We start from the raw sequence: 22396 nt of genomic DNA, 5'->3' as shown, positions 1-22396 counted from the left end.
CCCTTATACTCGTCGTCGTTTCGGAGGTCTACAACCATTGTGGGGAAGCGGAGTGATGTCTTTAAACCACATCACGCGGATTCCCTCGATTGCGCCCACGCTTTTAACCGCAGTCTCACGACCGCTGCCAGGTCCCTGTACCTTGATACCGACCTCTTTGATCCCATGCTCCATGGCTTTTGCCATGGCATCTTCGACCGCCTGCTGTGCCGCGTAAGGAGTTGATTTCTTACTTCCCTTGAAACCGAGAGAACCTGCGCTGCTCCATGAAATCACGTTGCCCGCCTCGTCGGTTACGGTAATCACAGTGTTGTTGTACGTTGCACTGATGTAGACGACACCGCGTGCAATATTCTTTTTAACAATCTTTTTTCTGGTTGCTTTACGTTTTGCCACTGCTTACTCCTTACTTGCTTGCTGCGCCGACAGTTTTACGTTTACCTTTGCGCGTACGTGCATTGGTTTTCGTTTTCTGTCCACGAACCGGAAGGCCGCGTCGATGGCGAAGGCCGCGATAGCTGCCAAGGTCCATCAGTGCTTTGATATCCATCGCCACTTTTTTACGCAGATCCCCTTCAACCATATAGTTGTTCTGGATCTCGTTACGAATGGCAGCAGCTTCCTCTTCTGTCAATTCGTGAACACGTTTGTCATAGCTGATGCCTGTCGCATCGAGAATCTTTCTCGATGTTGTCAGACCAATGCCGTAGATGTATGTCAGTGCATACTCAACGCGTTTTTTCTTAGGTAGATCAACACCTGCAATACGTGCCATCTTTTATCCTTGTCTCTGTTTGTGTTTTGGGTTTACACAGATGACGCGAACAATGCCTTTTCGTTTGATGATCTTGCATTTGTCGCACATCTTCTTAACCGATGGTCTAACTTTCATTATTAGCTCCTTTACACGTTGCACGGGCAAAGCCCGTAACAACTACGCTAACGCTGAGTTCTCCTCAGCGGAGGGCTCGCGCGCAGCTATGCCGCGCTCATCAGAGCCGACTCAATCTCAAAACGATGCCGTGTTCGCTTCGGCAGCAGGCCCGCCGCACTCATGCGGCTTCAGTCAATACCGCCACGCTTCTTGACTGGGGAAAGCAAAAAAACTGCCTGATATCTCACAGCACCGCTTTAACTGGTAACCGAAATGAGACCATGCACAACGGATAGTAAAAAAGCTGGAAGCAGCTTCACTACCCACTGCACACTGTCCACTAAAAAACCGCGCTTCGCGCTTTTTTTGCACTGAACAACTCATCCGAATCGAAACGGAATATCGCCCCAAACAGGTTTGACGAGTGAATCAAACCGACCCTTGCATAAACAGTGCGATTTATGCAAAACTCCTTCACGTAGATGGAAAAGGGGATGGAATGATACATTAAGGCAACTTACAGCTTACTTATATCTGTAAGTTATGCGCCCTTTGTCGAGACTGTACGGCGTCAGTTCAACCTTCACCTTGTCACCTGGAAGGATACGGATGTAGTGCATACGCATTTTTCCGGCGATGTGGCACAGAACCACATGTCCATTTTCAAGCTCGACGCGGAATGTCGCGTTCGGGAGCGCCTCGATCACTTTGCCGTCAATTTCGATGACATCATCTTTTGCCATGTATTATCTCCTTATGGTTGCGAGAGTATCTCTGCTTTGTTGCCGACTACGGCGACCGTATGCTCGTAATGGCTGCCACGCAGACCGTCCTGACTTACGACGGACCATTTGTCTTCCAGAATCTTTGGAGTTCCGAGCTTCTGACAGATCATCGGTTCGAGACAAAAAACCATACCGTTTTTGATTTTCGGTCCGCTTTTGGGCGATCCGTGCTCAAGATAGTTCGGAATTTCAGGCTCTTCATGCGGTTTACGGCCGATACCATGCCCACAAAAACTAAGCAGTGGGGTAAATCCTTTGGACTTGATGAACTTCTCAAGCTCCAGACTCAATTCTTTAAATCTCATCCCCGGATGGATAATATCGATAGCATGATAAAGTGCGTCTTTGGCACATGCGATCAATTTCTCATCCTCTTCGGAGATTTTTCCGATCGGCATCGTTATCGCCGCATCACCATACCATCCCTCGAGTTCCGTTCCGATGTCGAGCCCGAGGATATCCCCCTCTTTGACCTTTGTATCGTCCGGAATACCATGAATGATGACTTCGTTGAGAGAGGTACAGACGGCTGCAGGAAAGCCGTAGAGGCCTTTGAATGAAGGTTTCGCGCCTTTTGAGCGCAGAAACTCTTCGCCCATTTGATCGATCTCTTTGAGCGTCATGCCGGGCTTGACACTCTCCTGTAAAAACTGGAGTGTCTCTCCGACAATCTGGTTCGCTTTTCGAAGTTTTTCGATCTCGGCAGGTTTGCGGATCGCAATCGACATCTACAGACCTACCGCACTGAGCGTTTCGTACTTGCTCATATAGATCTGAGCCTCGATCTTGCGCATCGTATCAAGTGCAACCTGAACGACGATAAGTACAGCTGTACCGCCAAAATAGAACGGAACGCCCATACTCTTGACGAGAATCCACGGAAGCGTGGAGATGAGCGCAAGATAGATGGCACCCCAGAATGTCAACCGGCTGGCGACCTCATTCAGAAACTCTGCCGTATGAGCACCCGGTCGTACACCTGGTATAAATCCACCCTGCCGCTTCAGGTTGTCGGCGATATCTTTCGCATTGAAGACAATCGAAGCGTAGAAATAGGCAAAGAAGATGACGAACAGGAACATCATAAAGTTAAATGTATAGCTGTTCGGATTCAAAAAGTCGGAAATCTTCTGAACAATCGGATTGGTCGATGCCTGAAGAATCGTAGACGGAAACATCAAAATCGCTGAAGCGAAGATGGGAGGGATGACCCCGCTCAGATTCACCTTGATCGGGATGTAGTTCATAACCCGTTTCTTCTGATTCTGCATCATCACCTTGCGTGAGTAACTGACCGGTACGCGACGTTCACCGAGCTCTACATAGATAATGAAACCGACCGTCGCAATGATGATTGCCAAAATCGCCAGGACAACAAGGAAGTTGAGTTCACCCGTATTGACGAGATTGATCGTTCCCCCGATCGCCGTAGGTATGGATGAAACGATACCGGCAAAAATGATCAGCGAAATACCATTGCCGACGCCTCTTTGCGTAATCTGCTCACCGATCCACATCAACAGCATCGTACCCGTCAGCATCGAAAAGGCCGCCATCGTAACAAACGACGTCGTATCGATCATGATTGCACTCTCACCGCCTTTTCCTGTAAGACTCTGAAGGCCGATCGCGACGCCGACGGCTTGTACCAGTGTAATAGCAATCGTCGCATAGCGTATGATTTGCATATACTTCGTCATCCCGTCGCGTTCTTTCTTCATTTTTCCGAGTTCGGGGAAGGTTGCAGCAAGAAGTTCCATGATGATCGATGCCGTAATGTAGGGCATGATTCCGAGAGAGATGATACTGAGCCGGCTGATAGCGTTACCGCTGAACATATTGAACATGCCGAGGGCATTGGAGGAGTTGGAATCAAAGAACTCTTTGATCACATCGACGTTAACACCGGGAACCGGCACATAGGCCAGTATCCGGTATGCCAGCAAAAATCCCAATGTAATCAGGATTTTATTGACCAATGATTTGTTCATTGTTATTTTCCGCTGGTCGTGATACGCTCGTCTTTAATTTTGGCGGCAAGCTCGCGTGCAGCTTTGCCGATCAATTTAACGCGCTTATATTTACCTTTGATGGTATGGACACTTGTCAGTGTCTCCATGGTGATCTCTTCGAGTTCGGCGATCGCTGGAACGCGCTCGATGTTGATCACATACGGTTTTTCAACTTTCGATGTAAAACCGACTTTCGGCAAGCGTCGCTGAAGCGGCTGCTGTCCACCCTCGAATCCGCGCTTTTGCTTATAACCGGTTCGAGACTTCTGGCCTTTGTTACCGCGTGTTGCGGTTTTGCCCATTCCGCTTCCCTGACCGCGGCCTACGCGCTTGCGGTCTTTTGTGCTTCCCTGAGCGTTTGTTAGATTGTGAAGTGACATCGCTTATCCTTTGATTCGGCTTAGCGCTTCAACAGTTGCACGAACGAGGTTGTTCGGATTGTTGGAGCCCAGTGATTTGGTCAGGATATCTTTGATACCGGCAAGTTCGATGACGGGACGTGCTGCACCACCGGCGATAACTCCCGTACCTTCGCTGGCCGGCTTGAGCAGAATTTTGCTCGAATTGTATTTGTGCTCGATGTCGTGTGCGATCGTCGAGCCTTTGATGTTGACTTTGACCAGGTTCTTGAACGCCTCGTCGATTCCCTTGCGAATCGCATCGGGAACCTCTTTCGCTTTACCCATACCAAAGCCAACTGTACCGTTGCGGTCTCCCACAACAACAAGTGCCGTAAATCGAAAACGTCGACCACCTTTGACAACTTTCGTGACACGGCCGATGTTGACGATTACTTCTTCAAAATCTTCTCGATTGATATTTTCCATCTGTTTAACCTTTACACCTGTATTCCGTTTTCACGCAAAGCATCGGCAAATGCCGCTACGACACCGTGATAGATGTAGCCGTTACGATCAAAGACCGCCGCTTCGAGTCCTTTGGCTTTCATCGCAGCAGCAAGCGCTTCCGCAACTTTTGCAGCCGCCTCTTTGTTCGCTTTCAGACCCATCGCACGGCCGTCTGCCGCAGCAAGCGTCACACCGGCAACATCGTCGATCGCCTGTGCGTAGAAGTGTTTGTTCGATCGGAACACGGTAACACGCGGTTTATCGGCAGTACCGAAAATCTTACCGCGTACACGCGCTTTACGCTTCGCGCGCTGCAGGTTTTTCTTCAAAAGTAGTGTTCTATTCATTGTTCAACCCTTATTTACCTGTTTTACCGGCTTTGCGGAGAATCACTTCATCCACATACTTGACACCCTTGCCTTTGTAAGGCTCCGGCGGACGGAATGCGCGGATCTCTGCGGCAACTTGACCAACTTTTTGTTTGTCCTGCCCCTTGATAGAGATAACATTTTTCTCGACACCGATCTCGATTCCTTCCGGAATTTCGAAGTTGATCGGATGAGAGAAGCCAAGCTGAAGCTCGAGTGTCTTGCCTTTGACGGCCGCACGGTAACCGACACCGTTGATTTCGAGTTTCTTCTCGAAACCCTGTGTCAGTCCAATAATCATGTTTTGCGTAAGCGCGCGGTAGGTTCCCCAGAATGCACTGCTCGCTTTGTCGTCACCTTTGCGGTGAAAGACAATCTTATTGTCGGCTATTTCGATATCTACACGACCGTGCGTGTCGAGACGCTTGACATCTTTTCCTTTGGAAACGACAACTTCTGTACCCTCGACTTTGACCTCTACGCCTGCCGGGATATCAATCGGTTTCTTTCCTATACGTGACATTTTTTTTCCTTACCAGATACTGCAAAGCACTTCGCCGCCGATGCCGCGCTTGAACGCTTCATCGTTCGGCAGAACGCCCTGAGATGTACTTACGACGATGGTGCCGTAACCGTTTTTGAATCGCTTGATCGCCTCTTTGCCCTGATAGACACGGCGGCCAGGCTTGGAGATACGTTTGATCTCGTTGATGACGCTGCGTCCGTTGTCATCATACTTGAGCACAACATTGATGCTCTTCTTGCCATCGTTATCGACTACTTTGTAGCTCTCGATGTAACCTTTCTCCTGAAAGATTTTCATGATCGCTTCAACAATTTTGCTATACATCAGTGTTGTGACTTCAAGTCGTCGCATTGATGCGTTTCTGATGCGTGTCAGAGAATCTGCAATCAGATCGTTCACCATGCTATATCCTTTGTTTTTATTTGATTAATGTGCCAACGCCGAGTTTTCCTCAGCGGAAGGCTCGCCGCCAAGCGGACTTCTTGCTGAAAGTTACCAGCTCGCTTTTTTGATACCTGGAAGAAGGCCTTCACTGGCCATCTTTCGCAGGCAGATTCGGCAAATACCGAAATCGCGGTAAACAGAGTGCGGACGGCCGCAGATGCTGCAGCGCGTATAGGCACGAACTTTGAATTTAGGTTTTCGCTGTTGCTTTGCAATCATCGATTTTTTAGCCATTTTGTCGTCCTTTTGCAAAAGGCATACCCAACTTCTCGAGAAGGGCGAATGCCGCTTTGTCACTGTCAGTTGTCGTGACGATGGTAATGTTCATACCATGCGTTTTAATGATGTTGTCATACTCCACTTCCGGGAACATCAGCTGCTCGTCCAGACCGAAGTTGTAGTTTCCGTGTCCGTCGAATCCATTGCGCGAAACGCCGCGGAAGTCTTTCACGCGCGGAAGCGCGATGCTGATGAGCTTGTCGAGGAAGTTGTACATCATGTCGCCGCGCAGTGTCACTTTGACGCCGACCGGCATCCCTTCACGAACTTTGAAGCCCGCGACAGATTTTTTTGCCGGAACGATCATCGCTTTTTGTCCGGCGATCAGTGTAATCGTGTCGGCGATGTTCTGAACCAGCTTGGTATCTTTCGCATCGTTGCCGCAGCCGACGCTGATGACGATCTTCTCAAGCGCAGGGATCAGCATCGGGTTTTTAAGCTCGAGCTCTTCTTGCAGAACCGGCTTGAGTTCATTGAATTTCTCTTTGAGTCTCAACATCTTATGCACCTTCTACTTTGCGTACGTTGGAGATGTGAATCGGCATCTCTTTGTTGACGAAACCGCCTTCCGGGTTCTGCTCGGTCGGCTTGACAGCCTTTTTGACCACTTTGCATCCTGCGACGATGACGGCGTCTTTGGCAGGAAGGACCTGAAGGACTTCCGCTTTCTTGCCTTTGTCGTCTCCGGCGATAATTTCTACCGTATCGCCTTTTTTGATCTTGAATTTCTTAGCCATTACAGAACCTCCGGTGCAAGCGATACGATTTTCATGAAGTTCGCATAGCGTACTTCACGGCTGACAGGTCCAAAAATACGAGTACCGATTGGCTCTTTTTTCGCATCGAGAATGACGGCTGCATTGTCGTCGAAACGAATCAGAGAACCGTTTTCACGCTGAATCTCTTTTTTCGTACGAACAACAACCGCTTTGACAACCTGACCTTTTTTCACTTTTCCGTTCGGAAGTGCTTTCTTGACGGAAGCGACGATAACGTCACCGACGCTTGCATAGCGTCGTTTGCTGCCGCCGAGAACTTTGATACACATAATCTCTTTTGCGCCGCTGTTGTCCGCGACGTTCAGTCTTGTGAAACTTTGAATCATGATCCGACTCCTGAGCTTACGATCTCTTTGAGGCGGAATGATTTGGTTTTAGAGAGCGGTCGGCACTCAACCGCTACAACCACATCACCCACTTTCGTTGCATTCTTCTCATCATGGATGAGATATTTCTTAAATCGTTTTACCGTTTTGTGATAGCGGGGATGCATGACGCGGCGCTCGACCAGAACGGTCGCAGTCTTGTCGCCCGCTTTTTTGATAACGGTTCCTTGAATAATACGTTTATGAGACGCCATAATCTAATCCTTATGCATTCTTCTGCGCACTGATGGCAGTCTTGATACGTGCGATGTCCTTGCGGCACGCACGAATCTCATTCGGGTTGGTAAGCTGCATCGTCTTGAGCTTGAGTTTCAGCTCAAACAGCTCCATCTTCTTCTCTTTCAACATCCCTTCAAGTTCCTGAAGGCTTTTGTCTTGAATCTCAGTATATTTCATTGCTAGCCTCTTGCGTTACAATTTTTGTTTTGAAAGGGAGTTTGTGCATCGCCAGCGTCAGCGCTTCACGCGCGAGCTTATCTTCAACACCTGCCATTTCGTAAATGATACGGCCGGGCTTGATATTCATAACCCACTTGTCCACCGCACCTTTACCTTTACCCATTCGGGTTTCGAGAGGCTTGGCAGTGATCGGTTTGTCCGGGAATACACGAATCCAGACTTTACCTGTACGTTTGACGTGACGTGTCATAGCAACACGCGCCGCTTCGATCTGGCGGCTGTCGATACGACCGGCTTCAGTCGCCTTGATTCCGATGTTTCCGAATGCCAGCTGGTTACCGCGATACGCTTTTCCGCGGTTACGCCCTTTTTGCTGCTTTCGGTATTTTGTTCGTTTAGGCATCAACATGATTAGTTCCTCCCACGTCTTGGAGCACGGCGGCCGCGTTTCTCTTCAACAGGCTCGGGCTGAATTCCCTTTTGGAGAACCTCACCTTTGAAGATCCATACTTTGACACCGATGATTCCATAAGTTGTATACGCTGTCGCAAAACCGTAATCGATCTTTGCACGAAGCGTATGAAGCGGTACGCGGCCTTCGAGATACCACTCGGTTCGCGCCATTTCGGCACCGCCGAGACGTCCTGCAACCTGTACTTTGATTCCTTTCGCTCCCGCTTTCTGGGCCGCCTGGATCACTTTTTTCATTGCGCGGCGGAATGCGACACGGCGTTCGAGCTGTGTCGCGACGTTTTCAGCCGCCAGCTGTGCAGAGGCCTGCGGACGCTTCTCTTCACGAATGTTGAGCGCAACCGGCTTTTGAACCATGTTCTGAAGACGCGTCTTCAGTTTCTCGATATCCGCACCTTTTTTACCGATGATGATACCGGGACGCGCTGCGACGATTGTCACGCGAAGGCGCTTTGCGGTTCGCTCGATAATGATGTCTGCGACACCTGCATAGTAGAGTTCTTTTTTCAGGAACTTACGGATTTTGTCATCTTCTGCTACGAATGCAGGGACGCGCTGCCAGTTCGGATACCAGCGTGACGACCAGTTACGGTTGATTCCCAGGCGCAAACCAATCGGATTGACTTTCTGACCCATTACTTATCCTTCGCTTCTGTGACTTCGACGATCACGTGAGATGTTGGTTTCATGATGCGTGATGCACGACCGCGTGCACGCGGTTTCCAACGCTTCAGAACCGGCCCTTTGTCGACGCGGCATGAAGAGATAACGACCTCTTCCGGCTCGAATCCGCCGTTGGCAACCGCTGAAGCGATCACTTTCGAAATGACTTTCGCCGCTTTGTTCGGCATGAACTCGAGACTTGCAAGTGCCAACTCTGCGTTCATTCCCTGGACTTCCTGTGCTATCAGGCGTGCTTTAGTCGGGCTGAGTCGGATGAATTTCAGTGTTGCTTTACTCATCATCTACCCCTTACTTCCCGATCTTTTTCTGGACAGAGCCCTTGTGGCCTCTGAATGTACGTGTCGGAGCAAACTCGCCGAGTTTGTAGCCGACATGGTTCTCTGTGATATACACAGGAACGAACTGGCGTCCGTTGTGGACGTTAATGGTCAAACCGATCATCTCCGGGAAGATGGTGCTTCGGCGTGACCATGTTTTGATTGGTTTGTTATCACCGGTCTCTTTTGCTTTGAGCACTTTTTTCATCAGATGCTCGTCGATAAAAGGACCCTTTTTAATCGATCTTGCCATGTCTTACCCTCTTATTTTTTCTTGCGTCGTGAAATGATCAGTTTATCGCTGGCTTTTTTACGACGAGTTTTAAAGCCTTTGGTCGGCATACCCCAAGGTGTGACCGGATGACGTCCGGAGTTCGTTTTACCTTCACCACCACCGTGCGGGTGATCGACCGGGTTCATCGCAGAACCGCGTGTCTGAGGACGGATACCGAGGTGTCGGCTGCGTCCCGCTTTACCGATGACGATGTTCGCGAACTCTTCGTTGCCGACGGTACCGATGGTCGCCATACACTCACCGAGGATTTTACGCATTTCAGAGCTGGGCATACGGACGATGACATATTTGCCTTCGCGTCCCATGATCTGTGCATATCCTCCGGCGCTTCGGACGAGCTGTCCGCCTTTGCCCGGCTTCATCTCGATGTTGTGAACAAGTGTACCGACCGGAATGTTTTTCAGCTTCATCGCGTTGCCCGGTTTGATATCCAGACCCGCTTCCGCCGCCTGAACTTTGTCGCCCACTTTCAGACCGCTCGGCTGAAGGATGTAGCGCTTGTCGCCGTCAACGTAGTTGATGAGGCAAATGCGGCAGTTTCTGTACGGATCGTACTCGATCGTCGCAACGGTACCTTCAACGCCGAACTTGTTGCGTTTGAAGTCGATAATACGATAAAGCTTCTTCGCGCCCGCCTCTTTGTGGCGAGATGTGATGCGTCCGTTGTTGTTGCGTCCCGCTTTGGCAGGGAGTTTCTTCAGCAGTTTGCGAACCGTCGGTTTGCTCGTGATGTCGCTGCTGTCGACGACGCTCATATAGCGTCGGCTGGGTGTATACGGTTTATATGTTTTAATTGCCATGCTCTATCCCTTACGCGCTCAAGCTCTCGATGTTCGCGCCTTCCGGCAGCTTCACATAGAACTTTTTGAAATCCGGGCGTTTCCCCTCTTTTCCGCGGAAACGCTTCACTTTACCGCTCTGGCGGAGAGAGTTGACTTTCAACGGGTTCACACCGAAGTACTCTTTGAAGATCGCTTTGAGCTGATTCTTCGTCACTTTCGGAGATGTCTGAACCACGATGACACCCTCTTCCTGAAGGCCCAATGTCTTTTCAGTATAAAGTATCGATTTGATATCTGTAATATCCGCCATCTTAGCCCTCTTTCGTCAGATTTTCCCAAACCGCTTTCTCGATGACAACCGCGCGATACGCTGCTGCAAGATAGCCGTTGAGTTCATTCTCTTCGATCAAATAACAGTTCGGAAGATTTCTAAATGCCATATAGGTTTTGTCGTCGATCAGAGACTTTACCCACAGAGCATCACGCTCGCCCAGTTTGTTCATCATCGCTGCCGCGTCTTTTGTTTTGCCGCTTGCAACTTCGACACTATCAACAATGTAGAGCTTGCCGTTGGCCGCTTTTTCAGCCAAAGCGTGCATCAGCGCCAGGCGCTTCTGCTTCTTGTTGATCTTCTGGTCATAGTTTCGGTTCGCTTTCGGTCCAAATGCCGCACCACCGCCGACGAAGAGCGGGCTTCGGATAGAACCGGCACGCGCGCCGCCGCGTCCTTTTTGAGACCAAGGCTTTTTACCGCCGCCGCTGACAGCAGAACGGTTTTTGCTGTGTGCCGTGTTGGCACGCAGCGCAGCCTGATATGATTTGACATATAGATATAGGTTGTGAGCGCTCGCTTCGAGAAAGCTCGCAGGAACCTCAGCGTCGCCCGCTTTTTCCAGGTTTTCGTTCAAAACTACTGCTGTACTCATTTAGAAATCCTTACTCGACCCATCGCACCGTTTGGTCCCGGAACCGCACCCTTGACGACAAGGATCTTGTTTTCCGGATCGAACGATACGATCTCATTTTTTACAGTGACTGTCGCGTTGCCGTACTGGCCAGGCATTTTCTGTCCCGGCTGTACGCGTCCAGGCCATTCACAGTTACCGATTGAACCCGGTGCTCTGTGGAAACGTGAACCGTGGCTTCTTGGGCCACCCGCGAAGTTCCATCGCTTCATAACACCTGAAAATCCGCGACCTTTGCTGGTGAACGTGACTTTGACTTTTTTCGCTTCGCTAAGCGGTGTCAAATCAAGATCGCCCGCTTCGGTGTTGGCGACTTTCAGCGTCGCGAAACGGTTGTATTCAGGGCTCAACCCATACTTTTTCTGCTGACCTTCGATCGCTTTGTTGCGCTTCTTACCGCTCGGGTAGGCAACGATAGCGCGACCGTCTTCCGTGATCTCGCATACTTTGACATCCTGCACTTTCAGAAGCGTGACAGGGATACTCGGTACATTGATTGTTCGGCTCATGCCGATTTTTTCTACGATGAATTCCATCCGTTACCCCTTGTTACCCATAGATCGTACTTCGACGTCTACTTCCGGTGCCAGATCAAGTTTCATCAACGAATCGACCGTATCAGGCGTTGCAGAGACGATGTCGATCATACGTCCGTGAATTCTGATTTCGAATTGTTCGCGTGAATCTTTATTAACGTGAGGTGATCTGAGCACTGTATAGCGTCTGATCTTTGTAGGCATAGGAATTGGGCCGCGTATTTCGGCTCCCGTTCGCTTGACTGCTTCTACGATTGCAGCAACTGACCGATCAAGCACACGATGATCGTACGCTTTGAGCTTAAGTCGAATTTTTTCCATAGGTTTTCCCTTAAAAGAACTTGTTGGTATTTGGATTTGCACCCACCAACGCTTTTTGGAGCCAAGATTATACATAAAACTTCTCTCAAAATCAACGATTTGCGGGGTTTTTCTGCTATACTTTTGGAAATTTGTTTCCTTTTTCAAAGGAAATGTATGTCATTTAAAAAATCGAAGCACGGCTCTGTTTCGACGACGAACGATCTCATTGGAGTTTTTCATGCAACAGTTGGAAGCCTTTTACGAGTCGACACCCAAACCAGTCGGATTCACCGAACGGAAAATGTCGCTCCCTTCACACAGTTTCAATCTTTTCGGGCCACCGCACTGTGGAAAAACATGGCTGGTTCTCGACTACCTTGCCCGTATTCCGAAACAGCGGCATCTTTACATCGATATGGACGACCTGCGCATAAACAAGGATTCTCTTGTCAGAGAGATGAATCTTTTTATCGAAGCGAACGGCATCGAAACCGTCGTCATCGACCACTACGACGGCTCATTCGCGCCGCCGTTGTGCAGGCAGTCCATTCTCGTTACCCAGGCCCAACTCGACGACACCCCGGTCATGCCCGCACTTGAACTCCGGACACTCGATTTCGAAGAGTATCTTGCCTTTGAAAAGAGGCACGTCCACCTCGAGCACTCCTTCTCTCTTTACCTTCGAACAGGATCTCTTCCGGCCATGGCTTCGGTACACGAATCACTGTTGACCCGACAGTTGCACAGCCACATACGCGCCATTTTCCCTACGCAAAGCGAACAGCTTCTCTTTCGACACCTCTCACGTTTTCTCGGAAAGCCTGTCACGGCGCATCAGCTCTACACCGCGATCAAAAAAGAGTACAAAATCTCCAAAGACTGGCTTTACAAAACTCTCAGGGAGTGGGAGGCACGCCGGATCGTCGGTTGGGTCGAAAAGCACAACCAGCCCAAAGCGGCCAGACGACTGCTGATCTACGACTTCGCGTTGCCGGCTTCGCTCTATTTCGAAAAGTCTCTCATGGGTCAGCTCTACTCGATTGCCGCCATCAAGATCAGACAATGCTGCCCACAAGCCACTTTTACCGACAAAATCGATTTTTTCATGCCGGCAACACGCCACGCCATTCTCCTCTCACCATTCGCCAATCCGGAAAGTTCTGCAGCGAAAATCGCGAAACTTGTCAACGAAATCGATGTTTTGGGTATTCGGCAGATCACCATATTGACCATCGCCAACGCATTCGAATTCATGTTTGAAGAGATAGAGGTGAAAGCGGTGCCGTTCTATGCCTGGATGGTAGGGGAGTAATAGAGTGGATCTTTAAAATCCCAAATCTTTCTTCAATCTCGCGAATGCTTCGCGCAGATCCTCTTCGTCGGCCCGATGCTGTAGATCGATGTAATAGCTGTAGAGCGGTGTCAATCCACGCCGAACCTCCAGTCGAAGGAAATGGTGAGGAAAGGCCGACAACGCTTTGCGGGCAGCGTTCTGGTTGCTGTTGCAGCAGATATTCTCTTTGTGCCTCACTTCCAAAACCGTGTCACACCTCTTGTTGAAAGGGTATAGTTTCCGCATCATCCGTTCCATTTCGGGACTTGCCGGATAGATATCGAGACGCATGCAGGCAATCGGCTTCAATCTGGCAGCTTCGTAGATTTTCGTGACCGGTTTTTCGCCGCAGCCCGACCAGACGAGTATCAGCAGCGGCAGAATCCAAAACCTTGTCATACGCATATTCCTTTCAGCTCACTATCGTTATCATTCTAACATGAAAAATCTATGCGGAATCGACGAAGCGGGGCGCGGCCCCCTCGCAGGACCACTGGTGATGGCCGGCGTCGTTCTCTACGAGCCAATCGACGGACTGACGGACTCCAAGCAGCTTACCGAAAAGCGCCGGGAGCAACTCTATGAAACGATAACCAAGGATGCAGCGTATCATATCGTCATATTCGATGCCGCCGTGATCGATGAGCAAGGGATCAGCGCCTGTCTCATCTGTGGTTTGAAAGAGATCATGCTGACGCTGAGTGCCGACGGCTATCTCTTCGACGGCAACACTACCTTCGGCATACAGGGCTTGCGCTCTCAGATAAAAGCCGACGTCGACATCGCGGAAGTGAGTGCAGCCAGTATCCTCGCCAAAGTGACACGCGACCGAATCATGATCGAAATGGGGAAAAACTATCCGGAGTACGGCTTCGAAAAACACAAAGGGTACGGTACCAAAGCACACATCGAAGCGATTAGAAAAAACGGCTATTCGCCTATTCACCGTAAAAGCTTCAGGATCAAATCACTGGAACAACCGAGTCTGTTCTAACATATCAATCCTCTTCAAACATCGAATTGTCGGTCGCATTGATATCGAATGTCGTCTCGACCGTCTCATTGGTCTCGAGATCGATCACTTCGACATGCCATCTTCCTTCGGCACGGCCGGGCAGAAAGCGATAGTCGTAGACAGAGCCGTAAAGGGGTGGAATCTGAAAATGGCGAATACGGTCGTCTTCGGGAGAGGTTGGAGAGATCCAGTGGAACTTCACATTTTTGCCGTTCTGATTATCCGAACGGTCCAGAGAGTAGATGCAGTAGATACGTTCGTTTTCGACTCGGCACTGCACATCTGCCGCCCCAAGATAGACTCCGAACATCAAGCATAAAGGTACAAACAATCGTTTCATGATATTCATTATATCATGTTGCCCTGAAGTGTCGCGACAAGACGTCGGCTTCCCCCATGGTTTCTCGCCTCTATCAGATAGATCCCCTGCCAGGTACCAAGTGCGAGCGTTCCGCCCGAAAGGGGTATCGTCAACTGGCAGCCGAAAAGCATCGACTTCAGATGAGCCGGCATGTCGTCCCTCCCTTCAAGAAGATGGGTGAATTTCGGATAACTTTCGGGAATCAGCTCATCGATGAAAGTTTCGGTGTCCCGCCGTACATCGGGGTCTGCATTTTCATTGATCGCGAGCGCCGCACTCGTGTGCTGAAGAAAAAGGTGAAGCAGTCCCGTCTCAAACGCTCCGATCTGCGGCAGCTGCGAGACAATTTCGTGGGTGACGAGATGCACACCCCGCGGCTTGTGTACCAGCGTGATGGGCACCTGAACCATCTGCATCATATCAGCCGAAGATGAACTTGAAAACTTTTTTGATGACACAGCTCTCTTCCGACTCCACACGATGCTCCTCCACGACCCTGGTCACCGGCGCCGAATCGTCGAGATAGCCGATACGCTCTTTCGCTTTGGCGAGCGCTTCCGTCTCGCTTGCGGCCATCGTCAGCAAGACGGCCATACGGCGCCCCTCATGGCTTTCCGGTTTTCCGAAAATACGAACGAACGAATCTTTCGAAAACGCTTTGTCGTCGACATGAACGATCGGTGTGACACTCTCGTTTTTGGCTTTGTAAGCGGCACTCGCACCTGGCGTGAAAAAGGTAAACTCCAGCGGCAGACCGAGTACGGCGCGAAGATGCAGCGCGAACTCGCTCTGACTCTGGGTGATGAGCGTCACCATCCCCGTATCGTGCGGACGTGGACTCACTTCGCTGAAGTAGACTTCGTCGCCTTTGACGAAAAGCTCGACGCCGAAGATACCACGGCCACCCAGTCCGTCTGTCACCTTTTTGGCGATGGTCTGTGCTTTTGACAAGGCTTCGGGACTCATAAACGCCGGCTGCCAGCTAAAGATATAGTCACCATCTTTCTGCTCATGGCCGATCGGCTCGCAAAAGACCGTCTCTTTTTCATTACGTGCCGTAAGAAGCGTGATTTCGTAATCGAACCGAACGAACTCCTCGACAATCAGCTCACTCGCGTCACCGCGCGCCTCTTTGGCGATCTCCCATGATTTTTCCAGATCTTCGGGCGTTCTCGCGATGCTCTGACCGTGACCCGACGAACTCATGACCGGCTTGACGACACAGGGATATCCTATCGCTTCCGCAGCCTCTCTGAGCGCTTCGAAGGTCGAAACGAAGCGGTAGGCACTGGTTTTGAGCCCCAACTCTTCAGCGGCGAATTTCCGGATGTTTTTACGATTCATCGTCTTGTTGACCGCCTCGGCGTTGGGAATGACATGAAACCCCTCTTTTTCCGCTTCAAAAAGGGCATCGATGCTGATTGCCTCGATCTCGGGCAAAATATAGGTCGGGTTGACCCGACGGATAAGGTCGAGTACCTCATCTTTGTTCTGCATATCGATCACATGCGCTTCATGCGCCACCTGATGCGCCGGGGCATTGGCATAGCGATCGACCGCTACGACCTCGATACCGAGACGCTGCGCTTCGATCGCCACCTCTTTGCCCAGCTCGCCGCTTCCAAGCAGCATAATCTTCACGGAATTCGATTTCAAAGGGGCCGGAAAATGCATGGTTCATCCTTAATCTTTTTTTGGTAATATACCTAAAATTGATTTAAAGAAGGAGATAATATGGCATGTCAAATGGGAGAGCAGGATCGTCTCAGCAGAATCACAGCCGGTATCATTCTTGTCGGTTTCGCAATGATTTCCGGGAACCCTGTCGGATGGTTCGGCATCATTCCGCTGGCTACGGGAATTATCGGATGGTGTCCTCTGTACGGACCGCTTGGAATCGACACCTGCAAAACGGAGCACGACGGCCACGGACATCATTGAGTGGGTGGTCAGTGGGTATTTTGCCACTATATATCTGAGGGTTGAGAAGAGATGGATCGTCGAAGTTTAAAAGGAGCTAAAAAAGTGCGAAAGCGATCTTCCACCCTTCATTTTCAATTCTCAATTCATCATCGAGAAGAAAGCCCCCGGAGGGGCTTGCTGCTTAGAGACGAGATTCGTATCTGCGCAGCATGAAAAGACGCTTGAGCAACTTCTTGCGCGCAGCGATTTTCTGCTTTTTGCGCTTTTCAGTCATCGGCTCATAGAAGCGTCTTGCACGAGCTTCAGTGACGATCAGGTTACGATCGACCTGCTTCTTGAATCGGCGATACGCCTCATCGAAAGACTCGTTTTCACGTACGAGGATGCCAGGCATTCTGACATCACCCCCTTCCAGTTTGAATTTGGACGGAAATTATAGCATAGTTTTGCTATCATACGTCATTATGCTGAAACAAGGGTGGTGCATGCAAAAGGTTTTCAACAACTGTTACGATCTCGACAGACGCTGTTATGAAAAATTCGGATTGACAGAGGATATCCTTATGGAGCATGCCGCCGAGGGGATGGCTCGACATATCCGGGACACCTGTGGCGACAAAGAACAGCTTCTCATCGCTGCGGGGCCGGGAAACAATGGAGCCGACGGAATTACACTGGCAAGGCTGCTTCACGGCGACTTCGACGTTTCACTCTATCTTCCCTACGGAGCGAAATCCGCCATGGCGAAAATTCAGCTTGAACGGTTTTTGCAACTGGGTGCCGAACCGGTCCAGTCACCTCCCCTGCAAGCCGACATTGTCGTCGACACACTCTTCGGTACCGGTTTCGCCAAACCGCTTGATACGAAAGGGATCGACCTTGTCGACTCTTTCAACGGAATGGAAGCGTACAAAATCGCTTGTGACGTTCCTACCGGCATCGATCCAAACGGCAACCCCAACCCCATTGCGTTTCATGCAGACACCACCATCACGATGGGAGCGCTCAAAAAAGCGCTTTTTTCCGATCATGCAAAACCTTATGTCGGTAGAATCGAAGTGGTCGATCTCGGCATCAGCCGCACACACTACGAACATCATACCGATGCCTTTCTTCTGACCCAGGAAGATTTCACCCCTCCGTTGCGCACCAATGCCGCATCGCACAAAGGAACTTTCGGCCACCTCTGCGTCATCGCTGGGAAGAAGAGAGGCGCCGCCGTACTCTGCGGATCGGCGGCACTGCGTTTCGGTGCGGGGCTCGTGACGCTCATCAGTGACCGGAACATCGACAACCTTCCCTTCTCGCTGATGCAGAGCGGCGATCTTCCCGACACCACCAGCGCTATCGCCATGGGAATGGGTATGGGATACGACTATGACCCCATCCTTATCAAAACATCGATCGTCGAAGATGACATTCCCATCCTGATGGATGCCGATATGTGCTATGTCCCCTGGATCAGAACACTGCTCGAAAAGTGCAGTAAAACTGTCGTCACCCCACATCCCAAAGAGTTCTCCGTCCTGCTAAAAACGCTCGAAATCGACAATGTCACCGTTTCGGAGATTCAGCGCGACCGTTTTGGGTGGGCGAAACGCTTTTCGGAAGCCTACCCCAAAACGGTATTGCTACTCAAAGGTGCCAATACGCTGATCGCACACGAGGGGATCATCTACATCAATCCCCTCGGGACGCCGGTTCTCTCGCAAGCCGGCAGCGGTGACATCCTGAGCGGCCTCATCGCTTCTTTGATGGCCCAGGGCTATACGCCGCTCAATGCCGCGATCAACGGTTCGCTCGCCCATGCCCTGAGCGCCCGCAGATACAAAGGAGCGAACTTCAGTGCCACGGCGGAAGATCTGATCGAGGAGATTCGTTGGCTGGTGAATTGAACATCGTCGTCCTCTTCAGCGGAGAAGGGACCAATCTCGAAAATCTCATCGAACAGTTCCACAACATCCGTTTCGGAGAAAAAGTGACCAAAATCGTTCCGATTACCAACCGGCCGGATGCCGGAGGGATACGGCGTGCCGAAAGATATGGTATCGATACGATCGTCATCGACCACAAGCGTTACGAGAGAAGGGAATCCTTCGATGCCGATCTGGTGAAAGCGATCGAGAAGTTTGACCCATCGTTGGTGGTCATGGCGGGCTTTATGCGTATTCTCACACCCGTTTTTACCGAAAATGTCGAAGCGATCAATCTCCACCCCTCCCTTCTTCCTCTCTTCAAGGGAGCGCATGCGATCGAAGAGAGTTTCTCAAGCGGCATGAAAGTGGGAGGGGTCACCGTCCATCGGGTGACCCCGGAGCTGGACAACGGAGAGATCCTCGACCAGGCCTGCGTCAAAATCGAACCAGGCGAGACCCTCGAAACGTTTGCCGACAAGATCCATCAGGCGGAGTATCGGCTCTTGCCCGAAGTCATTAGGCGCCTTCTGAACCTTTAGATTCTTTTCGCGCCGCAAAAGCGGATACCGTCGAATTTCGGCTCGCTCTGGTAAACGATTTCGAAACGGATCGATGCAACACCGTCGATCGGAACCTCAGGCCGTGCAACCCCTTTTGCACCGCTCAAATCCGCCCTGCTGCACCGCTGCTTCGGATCGATCCCGTAAAACGAAATGCCGTTTTTCGAAATGTCGAAAATGTATCCCTCTTCGGTCGTTCCATTCTCGAACTCGAGCATGGCTTTCAGTGGCGGCGAAACGATGGTCCGTGGCATCGCCCTGTGGTTCGTAACCGTTTCGAACCCGTCGCTCAGCACCTTGAGCTCCGCACTCTCTTCCGAAATCATCGTCATGACCGATTCCACATTTTTCGTACTCTTGAGGATTTTTTCGTTGCCATGCGTCACATCGTCGAGCCGCTCGAGAATCGAAGAAAAGGCATGGAATTCCCGCTCGAACTCTTCGCCGAAATGGCGCATCGTTCCAATCGTCTGTTCCTGTGTCGACGCGATCTGCGTAAAGTAGTCTCCCACGCGTACCGAACTCTCCTGCAGACGCTCGAAAAAAGATTTCGTATGGGTGGCGCTTCTTACCACACTTTCGATATTCTCCACCATCGAACGGATGATCTGGCGAGTGTTCTGGGCATTCTCCATCGACACTTCCGCCAACTCCCTTACCTTTTCGGCCACTACGGCAAATCCCCGGCCGTGTTCACCGGCACGTGCCGCTTCGATAGCGGCATTGAGTGCGATCAGATTGGTCTCATCCGCAATGTCGGAAATAAGTTCGATCGTCCGGGAGACATTTTGGGAAAACCCTTTGAGCTCTTCGATCGCCCGGATCGTATTTTCGAGCGCTTCCGACGCTTTCACCGTCTCTTTCTCGTTCTCCAGCATCTGCTCCTGTCCACTGCCGATCAGTTTGACCGATTGGTCGACATGGGTCACCAGCTCGTCGAGCTGCCGATTGAGCGCCTGGTTCATCTCACCAATCTCCCTGAGATTGTCCGCGACTTTTTCGACCTCTGCAGTCTGCTCCATCACATACTCGTTCGACGCCTTCAGGCGCATCAAACCGTAGGATGCCTCGAAAGCGACATTTTTCGACTGCCTTACCACTTTCGCGATGACAGGCCGAAGAACATCCACCATCTTTTTAAGATGTCTGAAGAGCTGGTCGATCTCGTTTTTACTCTTCTCGTCGATATGCGCATCCTCTCCCAAAATATCGTCGATAATGAATGTCCCTTTTTCTACGCGCTGGAAAATCTGCAGAAGTTTTTCAAGCCGTTTCGCAATCAACTTTTTGAAGAGAAGGTGGATGATCAGCAAAACCACCGTGATATTGACGAACCAGTTGAGAAAAGAGAAGAGAATGTTGCCCTGGAGCGCCTGCTTGTAATCGCTCAGATCGATACGCACCGCCTCTATCGCGATTATATCGCCCGGTGTCCATGTCGGGTGGCAGAGCTTGCAACGCTTTTCGGCGATCATCGGGCGAGAAAGCATGAAATACTCTTTTCCGTCCAGTTCCACATTCATCGTGTGCTCTTTTTGATCTTTATGTGCCTGAAAATAGTCGATAACCTCCGCTTCGAACGGAAGGGCCCTGTTTTTTGGGTCCATCGGTTTTTTGGATGCCTCTTTGAAAAAAACCTTACCGTTACTCACTTTCGTGAACTTGTCGAAGATCTCGTTCTGAATGACTTGCGGGACCTCCTCCGAATCGCCGGAAAAGAACTTCTCGTTCCGGCTCTGCAGGAGGACATCCGCGAAGTTTAGAACGGTCGTGGCTTCGCTATAGAGGTTTCTCTCCAGTGATTTTTTGTTCTCTTCGAACTGATACCAGTATACAACCGTGGAAATCGCGACCATAGCACCGGCGATCAATATGGAAAACATGACGGAAAGACGCATCTTTCGTATAAATTCTGGAATGTACATTAAGTGAAACCCTTGATATTGTCAGTAAATATAAAAACCTGGTGTTCAACATTATACTATCGGTAAAAAAGGAAATCGCTTGACACATGTCAATATCGGATTCGGGACCTACCGCATCAGCGCCAAAAGCCCCCAGCACCTGGAAGCACTGACTTACGCCATGCAAAACGGTATTCGGCTTTTCGACACCTCTGCCAACTATGCCGCCGGTGATTCCGAACGCGCCATCGCCTCAGCGATACGTCAAAGCGGTTCCAAACGCGAGGAACTGACCATCTGCTCGAAAGCCGGCTACATTCAGGGGCCGCTGTTGGAGCGGGTACGAAGAGGGGCACTGGAGGTGTTCGACCTCGTTCCCTATCAGGAGGGGTGCTACCACTCAATCCACTCCGACTTTCTCAAGTCACAGCTAAGCGGCACACTGGAGCGTCTGGAAACGAATTACATCGACACCTATCTGCTTCATAACCCCGAATATTTCCTGATGCATACGATCGAGAAGAAAGAAGATGTCGAACCGGCACGCAACGAGATGAACCGGCGCATTCTCGAAGCCTTCATCGCCCTTGAAGAGGAGGTACAGGCAGGCCGGATCAAAAGTTACGGCATCAGTTCCAACAGTTTCGCCAAAACACCCGACGCACTGCACTTCATGCCCTACACCCACCTCATCGCACTCGCCCGTGAGGCGGCAACCGAAGCGGGGAGCGATACCCACCACTTCACGACGATCCAGCTACCGATCAATCTTCTTGAAACGGAGGGGCTCAAATGTGCCGCATGGGCAAAAGCGAACGGGTTGACGGTTCTTGTCAACCGGCCGTTGAACGCTTTCGACAGCGAGGGGATGCACCGGCTGGCAACCTATGAAAAACCCGACGAATACGAAACGAACAGAGAGAAGCTTCTGATGGCCGCCGACACCTACTCGCTGAGTGAGCTTCGCACCGTCGTCACGGACCTCGACTCCATCAAAGGAAAATTCAAATGGCCCGGGGCCGCCGAAGAGGCGCTCCAGAGACAAACCATCCCTTTTATCCAGGGTATCCTTTCGCGCATTCCGGACCAGCAGGTCAAATCCGCCGTCATCCCGCTGCTCAATCCTTTCTTGCACAGCTATCTTCAGGAAGTCAGCCACCTCTGCTCGCAAAAAACCCTCTCCTATCTTCATGCCCAGGGGTATGAAGATGCCGGCCATCCCATCCAGCACTACGCCCTCCGATGGCTCATCAACCGTCCCGAAATCGACACGATATTGCTGGGAATGCGCAAAAAATCGTATGTGGACGATGCGTTGACACTTTTGTAAA

At 50.7% G+C, this 22396-nt stretch carries 38 protein-coding genes; 6 read left to right on the top strand and 32 right to left on the bottom strand.

Annotation, left to right across the window (positions count from 1 at the left end; all coding sequences use genetic code 11):
• Positions 1-3 precede the first annotated feature (3 nt).
• From rpsK to rpsJ, 26 genes are all read right to left on the bottom strand, one after another.
• Positions 4-396 carry a 30S ribosomal protein S11 gene (gene rpsK / locus QUD54_RS07880; RefSeq protein ID WP_286336187.1) on the bottom strand — a complete coding sequence of 131 codons (393 nt, stop codon included), beginning with the start codon at positions 394-396 and terminating at the stop codon, positions 4-6.
• Between the two features lie 10 nt (positions 397-406).
• Positions 407-775 (bottom strand): 30S ribosomal protein S13, encoded by a 369-nt coding sequence (gene rpsM / locus QUD54_RS07875; protein ID WP_286336186.1) that lies wholly within the window; start codon positions 773-775, stop codon positions 407-409.
• 3 nt (positions 776-778) lie between these two features.
• A complete protein-coding gene (gene rpmJ / locus QUD54_RS07870; protein WP_092912916.1) occupies positions 779-892 on the bottom strand; it encodes a 50S ribosomal protein L36 in 114 nt (37 codons plus the stop codon).
• Positions 893-1398: 506 nt separating this feature from the next.
• The gene (infA, locus tag QUD54_RS07865; protein WP_092912918.1) at positions 1399-1617 is read right to left on the bottom strand and encodes a translation initiation factor IF-1; all 219 of its coding nucleotides are present in this window, start codon (positions 1615-1617) and stop codon (positions 1399-1401) included.
• An 11-nt stretch (positions 1618-1628) separates the two neighbouring features.
• The gene (gene map, locus QUD54_RS07860; RefSeq protein WP_286336185.1) at positions 1629-2387 is read right to left on the bottom strand and encodes a type I methionyl aminopeptidase; all 759 of its coding nucleotides are present in this window, start codon (positions 2385-2387) and stop codon (positions 1629-1631) included.
• Positions 2388-3650: a preprotein translocase subunit SecY gene (secY, locus tag QUD54_RS07855; protein ID WP_286336184.1), complete on the bottom strand. Its 1263-nt coding sequence runs from the start codon at positions 3648-3650 to the stop codon at positions 2388-2390.
• Between the two features lie 2 nt (positions 3651-3652).
• Positions 3653-4051: a 50S ribosomal protein L15 gene (rplO, locus tag QUD54_RS07850; RefSeq protein WP_286336183.1), complete on the bottom strand. Its 399-nt coding sequence runs from the start codon at positions 4049-4051 to the stop codon at positions 3653-3655.
• A gap of 3 nt (positions 4052-4054) precedes the next feature.
• Positions 4055-4498: a 30S ribosomal protein S5 gene (rpsE, locus tag QUD54_RS07845; RefSeq protein WP_092912926.1), complete on the bottom strand. Its 444-nt coding sequence runs from the start codon at positions 4496-4498 to the stop codon at positions 4055-4057.
• 11 nt (positions 4499-4509) lie between these two features.
• Complete coding sequence (rplR, locus tag QUD54_RS07840; protein ID WP_286336182.1) at positions 4510-4866, bottom strand: 50S ribosomal protein L18; 357 nt, start codon at positions 4864-4866, stop codon at positions 4510-4512.
• A gap of 10 nt (positions 4867-4876) precedes the next feature.
• Entirely contained in the window at positions 4877-5410 is a 534-nt protein-coding gene (gene rplF / locus QUD54_RS07835; protein WP_286336181.1) for a 50S ribosomal protein L6, read from the bottom strand.
• Between the two features lie 9 nt (positions 5411-5419).
• Entirely contained in the window at positions 5420-5815 is a 396-nt protein-coding gene (gene rpsH, locus QUD54_RS07830; protein ID WP_286336180.1) for a 30S ribosomal protein S8, read from the bottom strand.
• Positions 5816-5905: 90 nt separating this feature from the next.
• Positions 5906-6091: a type Z 30S ribosomal protein S14 gene (locus QUD54_RS07825; RefSeq protein WP_286336179.1), complete on the bottom strand. Its 186-nt coding sequence runs from the start codon at positions 6089-6091 to the stop codon at positions 5906-5908.
• Positions 6084-6635 (bottom strand): 50S ribosomal protein L5, encoded by a 552-nt coding sequence (rplE, locus tag QUD54_RS07820; RefSeq protein ID WP_286336178.1) that lies wholly within the window; start codon positions 6633-6635, stop codon positions 6084-6086. The genes QUD54_RS07825 and rplE overlap by 8 nt, the downstream gene beginning before the upstream one ends.
• Position 6636: 1 nt before the next feature.
• On the bottom strand, positions 6637-6873 hold the full coding sequence (gene rplX / locus QUD54_RS07815; RefSeq protein ID WP_201351987.1) for a 50S ribosomal protein L24: 237 nt from the start codon (positions 6871-6873) through the stop codon (positions 6637-6639).
• Positions 6873-7241, bottom strand: coding sequence for a 50S ribosomal protein L14 (gene rplN / locus QUD54_RS07810; RefSeq protein ID WP_286336177.1), 369 nt, complete (start codon positions 7239-7241; stop codon positions 6873-6875). Before rplN ends, rplX begins: the two co-directional genes overlap by 1 nt.
• Positions 7238-7495: a 30S ribosomal protein S17 gene (gene rpsQ, locus QUD54_RS07805; RefSeq protein ID WP_286336176.1), complete on the bottom strand. Its 258-nt coding sequence runs from the start codon at positions 7493-7495 to the stop codon at positions 7238-7240. The genes rplN and rpsQ overlap by 4 nt, the downstream gene beginning before the upstream one ends.
• Before the next feature lie 10 nt (positions 7496-7505).
• The gene (rpmC, locus tag QUD54_RS07800) at positions 7506-7697 is read right to left on the bottom strand and encodes a 50S ribosomal protein L29 (RefSeq protein WP_286336175.1); all 192 of its coding nucleotides are present in this window, start codon (positions 7695-7697) and stop codon (positions 7506-7508) included.
• On the bottom strand, positions 7684-8109 hold the full coding sequence (rplP, locus tag QUD54_RS07795; protein WP_286336174.1) for a 50S ribosomal protein L16: 426 nt from the start codon (positions 8107-8109) through the stop codon (positions 7684-7686). Before rplP ends, rpmC begins: the two co-directional genes overlap by 14 nt.
• Positions 8110-8111: 2 nt before the next feature.
• The gene (gene rpsC, locus QUD54_RS07790) at positions 8112-8807 is read right to left on the bottom strand and encodes a 30S ribosomal protein S3 (protein ID WP_286336173.1); all 696 of its coding nucleotides are present in this window, start codon (positions 8805-8807) and stop codon (positions 8112-8114) included.
• On the bottom strand, positions 8807-9133 hold the full coding sequence (gene rplV, locus QUD54_RS07785) for a 50S ribosomal protein L22 (protein WP_286338029.1): 327 nt from the start codon (positions 9131-9133) through the stop codon (positions 8807-8809). The genes rpsC and rplV overlap by 1 nt, the downstream gene beginning before the upstream one ends.
• A 10-nt stretch (positions 9134-9143) precedes the next feature.
• Positions 9144-9425, bottom strand: coding sequence for a 30S ribosomal protein S19 (gene rpsS / locus QUD54_RS07780; protein ID WP_092912953.1), 282 nt, complete (start codon positions 9423-9425; stop codon positions 9144-9146).
• A gap of 11 nt (positions 9426-9436) precedes the next feature.
• Entirely contained in the window at positions 9437-10267 is an 831-nt protein-coding gene (gene rplB / locus QUD54_RS07775; RefSeq protein ID WP_286336172.1) for a 50S ribosomal protein L2, read from the bottom strand.
• A gap of 10 nt (positions 10268-10277) precedes the next feature.
• Positions 10278-10559, bottom strand: a complete 282-nt coding sequence (locus QUD54_RS07770; RefSeq protein ID WP_201351996.1) for a 50S ribosomal protein L23 — start codon at positions 10557-10559, stop codon at positions 10278-10280.
• A gap of 1 nt (position 10560) precedes the next feature.
• Positions 10561-11175: a 50S ribosomal protein L4 gene (gene rplD, locus QUD54_RS07765; RefSeq protein ID WP_286336171.1), complete on the bottom strand. Its 615-nt coding sequence runs from the start codon at positions 11173-11175 to the stop codon at positions 10561-10563.
• Complete coding sequence (rplC, locus tag QUD54_RS07760) at positions 11172-11750, bottom strand: 50S ribosomal protein L3 (protein ID WP_286336170.1); 579 nt, start codon at positions 11748-11750, stop codon at positions 11172-11174. Before rplC ends, rplD begins: the two co-directional genes overlap by 4 nt.
• A gap of 3 nt (positions 11751-11753) precedes the next feature.
• Entirely contained in the window at positions 11754-12071 is a 318-nt protein-coding gene (rpsJ, locus tag QUD54_RS07755) for a 30S ribosomal protein S10 (RefSeq protein WP_286338028.1), read from the bottom strand.
• A gap of 220 nt (positions 12072-12291) precedes the next feature.
• On the opposite strand from rpsJ, the gene QUD54_RS07750 reads away from it, so the two are divergent.
• Positions 12292-13365 (top strand): ATP-binding protein, encoded by a 1074-nt coding sequence (locus tag QUD54_RS07750; RefSeq protein ID WP_286336169.1) that lies wholly within the window; start codon positions 12292-12294, stop codon positions 13363-13365.
• 12 nt (positions 13366-13377) lie between these two features.
• Here QUD54_RS07750 and QUD54_RS07745 read toward each other — a convergent pair whose 3' ends face one another.
• Positions 13378-13785: a hypothetical protein gene (locus tag QUD54_RS07745; RefSeq protein WP_286336168.1), complete on the bottom strand. Its 408-nt coding sequence runs from the start codon at positions 13783-13785 to the stop codon at positions 13378-13380.
• 40 nt (positions 13786-13825) lie between these two features.
• On the opposite strand from QUD54_RS07745, the gene QUD54_RS07740 reads away from it, so the two are divergent.
• Positions 13826-14380, top strand: coding sequence for a ribonuclease HII (locus QUD54_RS07740; RefSeq protein ID WP_286336167.1), 555 nt, complete (start codon positions 13826-13828; stop codon positions 14378-14380).
• A 4-nt stretch (positions 14381-14384) separates the two neighbouring features.
• Here the strand turns inward: QUD54_RS07740 and QUD54_RS07735 are convergent, their stop codons facing one another.
• Genes QUD54_RS07735 through purT form a run of 3 tightly spaced genes read right to left on the bottom strand, consistent with a single transcriptional unit; the run spans position 14385 to position 16436 of the window.
• A complete protein-coding gene (locus QUD54_RS07735) occupies positions 14385-14741 on the bottom strand; it encodes a hypothetical protein (RefSeq protein ID WP_286336166.1) in 357 nt (118 codons plus the stop codon).
• 8 nt (positions 14742-14749) lie between these two features.
• Positions 14750-15181, bottom strand: a complete 432-nt coding sequence (locus QUD54_RS07730; protein WP_286336165.1) for a secondary thiamine-phosphate synthase enzyme YjbQ — start codon at positions 15179-15181, stop codon at positions 14750-14752.
• Between the two features lies 1 nt (position 15182).
• The gene (gene purT / locus QUD54_RS07725; protein WP_286336164.1) at positions 15183-16436 is read right to left on the bottom strand and encodes a formate-dependent phosphoribosylglycinamide formyltransferase; all 1254 of its coding nucleotides are present in this window, start codon (positions 16434-16436) and stop codon (positions 15183-15185) included.
• A 60-nt stretch (positions 16437-16496) separates the two neighbouring features.
• Between purT and QUD54_RS07720 the strand changes: the two genes are divergently transcribed.
• Positions 16497-16703 carry a YgaP family membrane protein gene (locus QUD54_RS07720; protein WP_286336163.1) on the top strand — a complete coding sequence of 69 codons (207 nt, stop codon included), beginning with the start codon at positions 16497-16499 and terminating at the stop codon, positions 16701-16703.
• A gap of 163 nt (positions 16704-16866) precedes the next feature.
• Here the strand turns inward: QUD54_RS07720 and rpsU are convergent, their stop codons facing one another.
• Positions 16867-17079, bottom strand: a complete 213-nt coding sequence (gene rpsU, locus QUD54_RS07715) for a 30S ribosomal protein S21 (protein ID WP_092913660.1) — start codon at positions 17077-17079, stop codon at positions 16867-16869.
• A gap of 91 nt (positions 17080-17170) precedes the next feature.
• Here rpsU and QUD54_RS07710 point away from each other — a divergent pair, with 91 nt between their 5' ends.
• Both QUD54_RS07710 and purN read left to right on the top strand, forming a co-directional pair.
• On the top strand, positions 17171-18580 hold the full coding sequence (locus tag QUD54_RS07710) for an NAD(P)H-hydrate dehydratase (protein WP_286336162.1): 1410 nt from the start codon (positions 17171-17173) through the stop codon (positions 18578-18580).
• A complete protein-coding gene (purN, locus tag QUD54_RS07705) occupies positions 18565-19140 on the top strand; it encodes a phosphoribosylglycinamide formyltransferase (protein WP_286336161.1) in 576 nt (191 codons plus the stop codon). Before QUD54_RS07710 ends, purN begins: the two co-directional genes overlap by 16 nt.
• Here the strand turns inward: purN and QUD54_RS07700 are convergent.
• A complete protein-coding gene (locus QUD54_RS07700; protein WP_286336160.1) occupies positions 19137-21044 on the bottom strand; it encodes a methyl-accepting chemotaxis protein in 1908 nt (635 codons plus the stop codon). The two genes, purN and QUD54_RS07700, sit on opposite strands and share 4 nt — an antisense overlap.
• A gap of 121 nt (positions 21045-21165) precedes the next feature.
• Between QUD54_RS07700 and QUD54_RS07695 the strand changes: the two genes are divergently transcribed.
• A complete protein-coding gene (locus tag QUD54_RS07695; protein WP_286336159.1) occupies positions 21166-22395 on the top strand; it encodes an aldo/keto reductase in 1230 nt (409 codons plus the stop codon).
• Position 22396 lies beyond the last annotated feature (1 nt).

Source organism: Hydrogenimonas cancrithermarum (assembly GCF_030296055.1).
GTDB classification, from domain to species: Bacteria; Campylobacterota; Campylobacteria; order Campylobacterales; family Hydrogenimonadaceae; genus Hydrogenimonas; species Hydrogenimonas cancrithermarum.
The sequence above is the reverse complement of the archived record's forward strand: the minus strand, read 5'-3'. Positions and strand labels throughout refer to the sequence as shown.

Excerpts from the sequence above, each read along its gene's own strand:
- rpsE (WP_092912926.1), bottom strand. The coding sequence starts at position 4,498 with ATGGAAAATATCAATCGAGAAGATTTTGAAGAAGTAATCGTCAACATC.
- rpsS (WP_092912953.1), bottom strand. The coding sequence starts at position 9,425 with ATGGCAAGATCGATTAAAAAGGGTCCTTTTATCGACGAGCATCTGATG.
- QUD54_RS07700 (WP_286336160.1), bottom strand. The coding sequence starts at position 21,044 with ATGTTTTCCATATTGATCGCCGGTGCTATGGTCGCGATTTCCACGGTT.
- secY (WP_286336184.1), bottom strand. The coding sequence starts at position 3,650 with ATGAACAAATCATTGGTCAATAAAATCCTGATTACATTGGGATTTTTG.
- QUD54_RS07710 (WP_286336162.1), top strand. The coding sequence starts at position 17,171 with ATGCAAAAGGTTTTCAACAACTGTTACGATCTCGACAGACGCTGTTAT.
- QUD54_RS07730 (WP_286336165.1), bottom strand. The coding sequence starts at position 15,181 with ATGATGCAGATGGTTCAGGTGCCCATCACGCTGGTACACAAGCCGCGG.
- rplP (WP_286336174.1), bottom strand. The coding sequence starts at position 8,109 with ATGTTGATGCCTAAACGAACAAAATACCGAAAGCAGCAAAAAGGGCGT.
- rpsJ (WP_286338028.1), bottom strand. The coding sequence starts at position 12,071 with ATGGAAAAAATTCGACTTAAGCTCAAAGCGTACGATCATCGTGTGCTT.
- purT (WP_286336164.1), bottom strand. The coding sequence starts at position 16,436 with ATGCATTTTCCGGCCCCTTTGAAATCGAATTCCGTGAAGATTATGCTG.
- rplR (WP_286336182.1), bottom strand. The coding sequence starts at position 4,866 with ATGAATAGAACACTACTTTTGAAGAAAAACCTGCAGCGCGCGAAGCGT.
- rpsH (WP_286336180.1), bottom strand. The coding sequence starts at position 5,815 with ATGGTGAACGATCTGATTGCAGATTCTCTGACACGCATCAGAAACGCA.
- QUD54_RS07720 (WP_286336163.1), top strand. The coding sequence starts at position 16,497 with ATGGCATGTCAAATGGGAGAGCAGGATCGTCTCAGCAGAATCACAGCC.
- rpmJ (WP_092912916.1), bottom strand. The coding sequence starts at position 892 with ATGAAAGTTAGACCATCGGTTAAGAAGATGTGCGACAAATGCAAGATC.
- map (WP_286336185.1), bottom strand. The coding sequence starts at position 2,387 with ATGTCGATTGCGATCCGCAAACCTGCCGAGATCGAAAAACTTCGAAAA.
- rplD (WP_286336171.1), bottom strand. The coding sequence starts at position 11,175 with ATGAGTACAGCAGTAGTTTTGAACGAAAACCTGGAAAAAGCGGGCGAC.
- QUD54_RS07740 (WP_286336167.1), top strand. The coding sequence starts at position 13,826 with ATGAAAAATCTATGCGGAATCGACGAAGCGGGGCGCGGCCCCCTCGCA.
- QUD54_RS07750 (WP_286336169.1), top strand. The coding sequence starts at position 12,292 with ATGCAACAGTTGGAAGCCTTTTACGAGTCGACACCCAAACCAGTCGGA.
- rplV (WP_286338029.1), bottom strand. The coding sequence starts at position 9,133 with ATGAGTAAAGCAACACTGAAATTCATCCGACTCAGCCCGACTAAAGCA.
- rplN (WP_286336177.1), bottom strand. The coding sequence starts at position 7,241 with ATGATTCAAAGTTTCACAAGACTGAACGTCGCGGACAACAGCGGCGCA.
- rpsC (WP_286336173.1), bottom strand. The coding sequence starts at position 8,807 with ATGGGTCAGAAAGTCAATCCGATTGGTTTGCGCCTGGGAATCAACCGT.
- QUD54_RS07825 (WP_286336179.1), bottom strand. The coding sequence starts at position 6,091 with ATGGCTAAAAAATCGATGATTGCAAAGCAACAGCGAAAACCTAAATTC.
- rpmC (WP_286336175.1), bottom strand. The coding sequence starts at position 7,697 with ATGAAATATACTGAGATTCAAGACAAAAGCCTTCAGGAACTTGAAGGG.
- rplO (WP_286336183.1), bottom strand. The coding sequence starts at position 4,051 with ATGTCACTTCACAATCTAACAAACGCTCAGGGAAGCACAAAAGACCGC.
- rplB (WP_286336172.1), bottom strand. The coding sequence starts at position 10,267 with ATGGCAATTAAAACATATAAACCGTATACACCCAGCCGACGCTATATG.
- rplF (WP_286336181.1), bottom strand. The coding sequence starts at position 5,410 with ATGTCACGTATAGGAAAGAAACCGATTGATATCCCGGCAGGCGTAGAG.
- rplC (WP_286336170.1), bottom strand. The coding sequence starts at position 11,750 with ATGGAATTCATCGTAGAAAAAATCGGCATGAGCCGAACAATCAATGTA.
- QUD54_RS07745 (WP_286336168.1), bottom strand. The coding sequence starts at position 13,785 with ATGACAAGGTTTTGGATTCTGCCGCTGCTGATACTCGTCTGGTCGGGC.
- infA (WP_092912918.1), bottom strand. The coding sequence starts at position 1,617 with ATGGCAAAAGATGATGTCATCGAAATTGACGGCAAAGTGATCGAGGCG.
- rpsU (WP_092913660.1), bottom strand. The coding sequence starts at position 17,079 with ATGCCTGGCATCCTCGTACGTGAAAACGAGTCTTTCGATGAGGCGTAT.
- rplX (WP_201351987.1), bottom strand. The coding sequence starts at position 6,873 with ATGGCTAAGAAATTCAAGATCAAAAAAGGCGATACGGTAGAAATTATC.
- rpsQ (WP_286336176.1), bottom strand. The coding sequence starts at position 7,495 with ATGGCGTCTCATAAACGTATTATTCAAGGAACCGTTATCAAAAAAGCG.
- rpsM (WP_286336186.1), bottom strand. The coding sequence starts at position 775 with ATGGCACGTATTGCAGGTGTTGATCTACCTAAGAAAAAACGCGTTGAG.
- QUD54_RS07770 (WP_201351996.1), bottom strand. The coding sequence starts at position 10,559 with ATGGCGGATATTACAGATATCAAATCGATACTTTATACTGAAAAGACA.
- QUD54_RS07735 (WP_286336166.1), bottom strand. The coding sequence starts at position 14,741 with ATGAAACGATTGTTTGTACCTTTATGCTTGATGTTCGGAGTCTATCTT.
- rplE (WP_286336178.1), bottom strand. The coding sequence starts at position 6,635 with ATGTTGAGACTCAAAGAGAAATTCAATGAACTCAAGCCGGTTCTGCAA.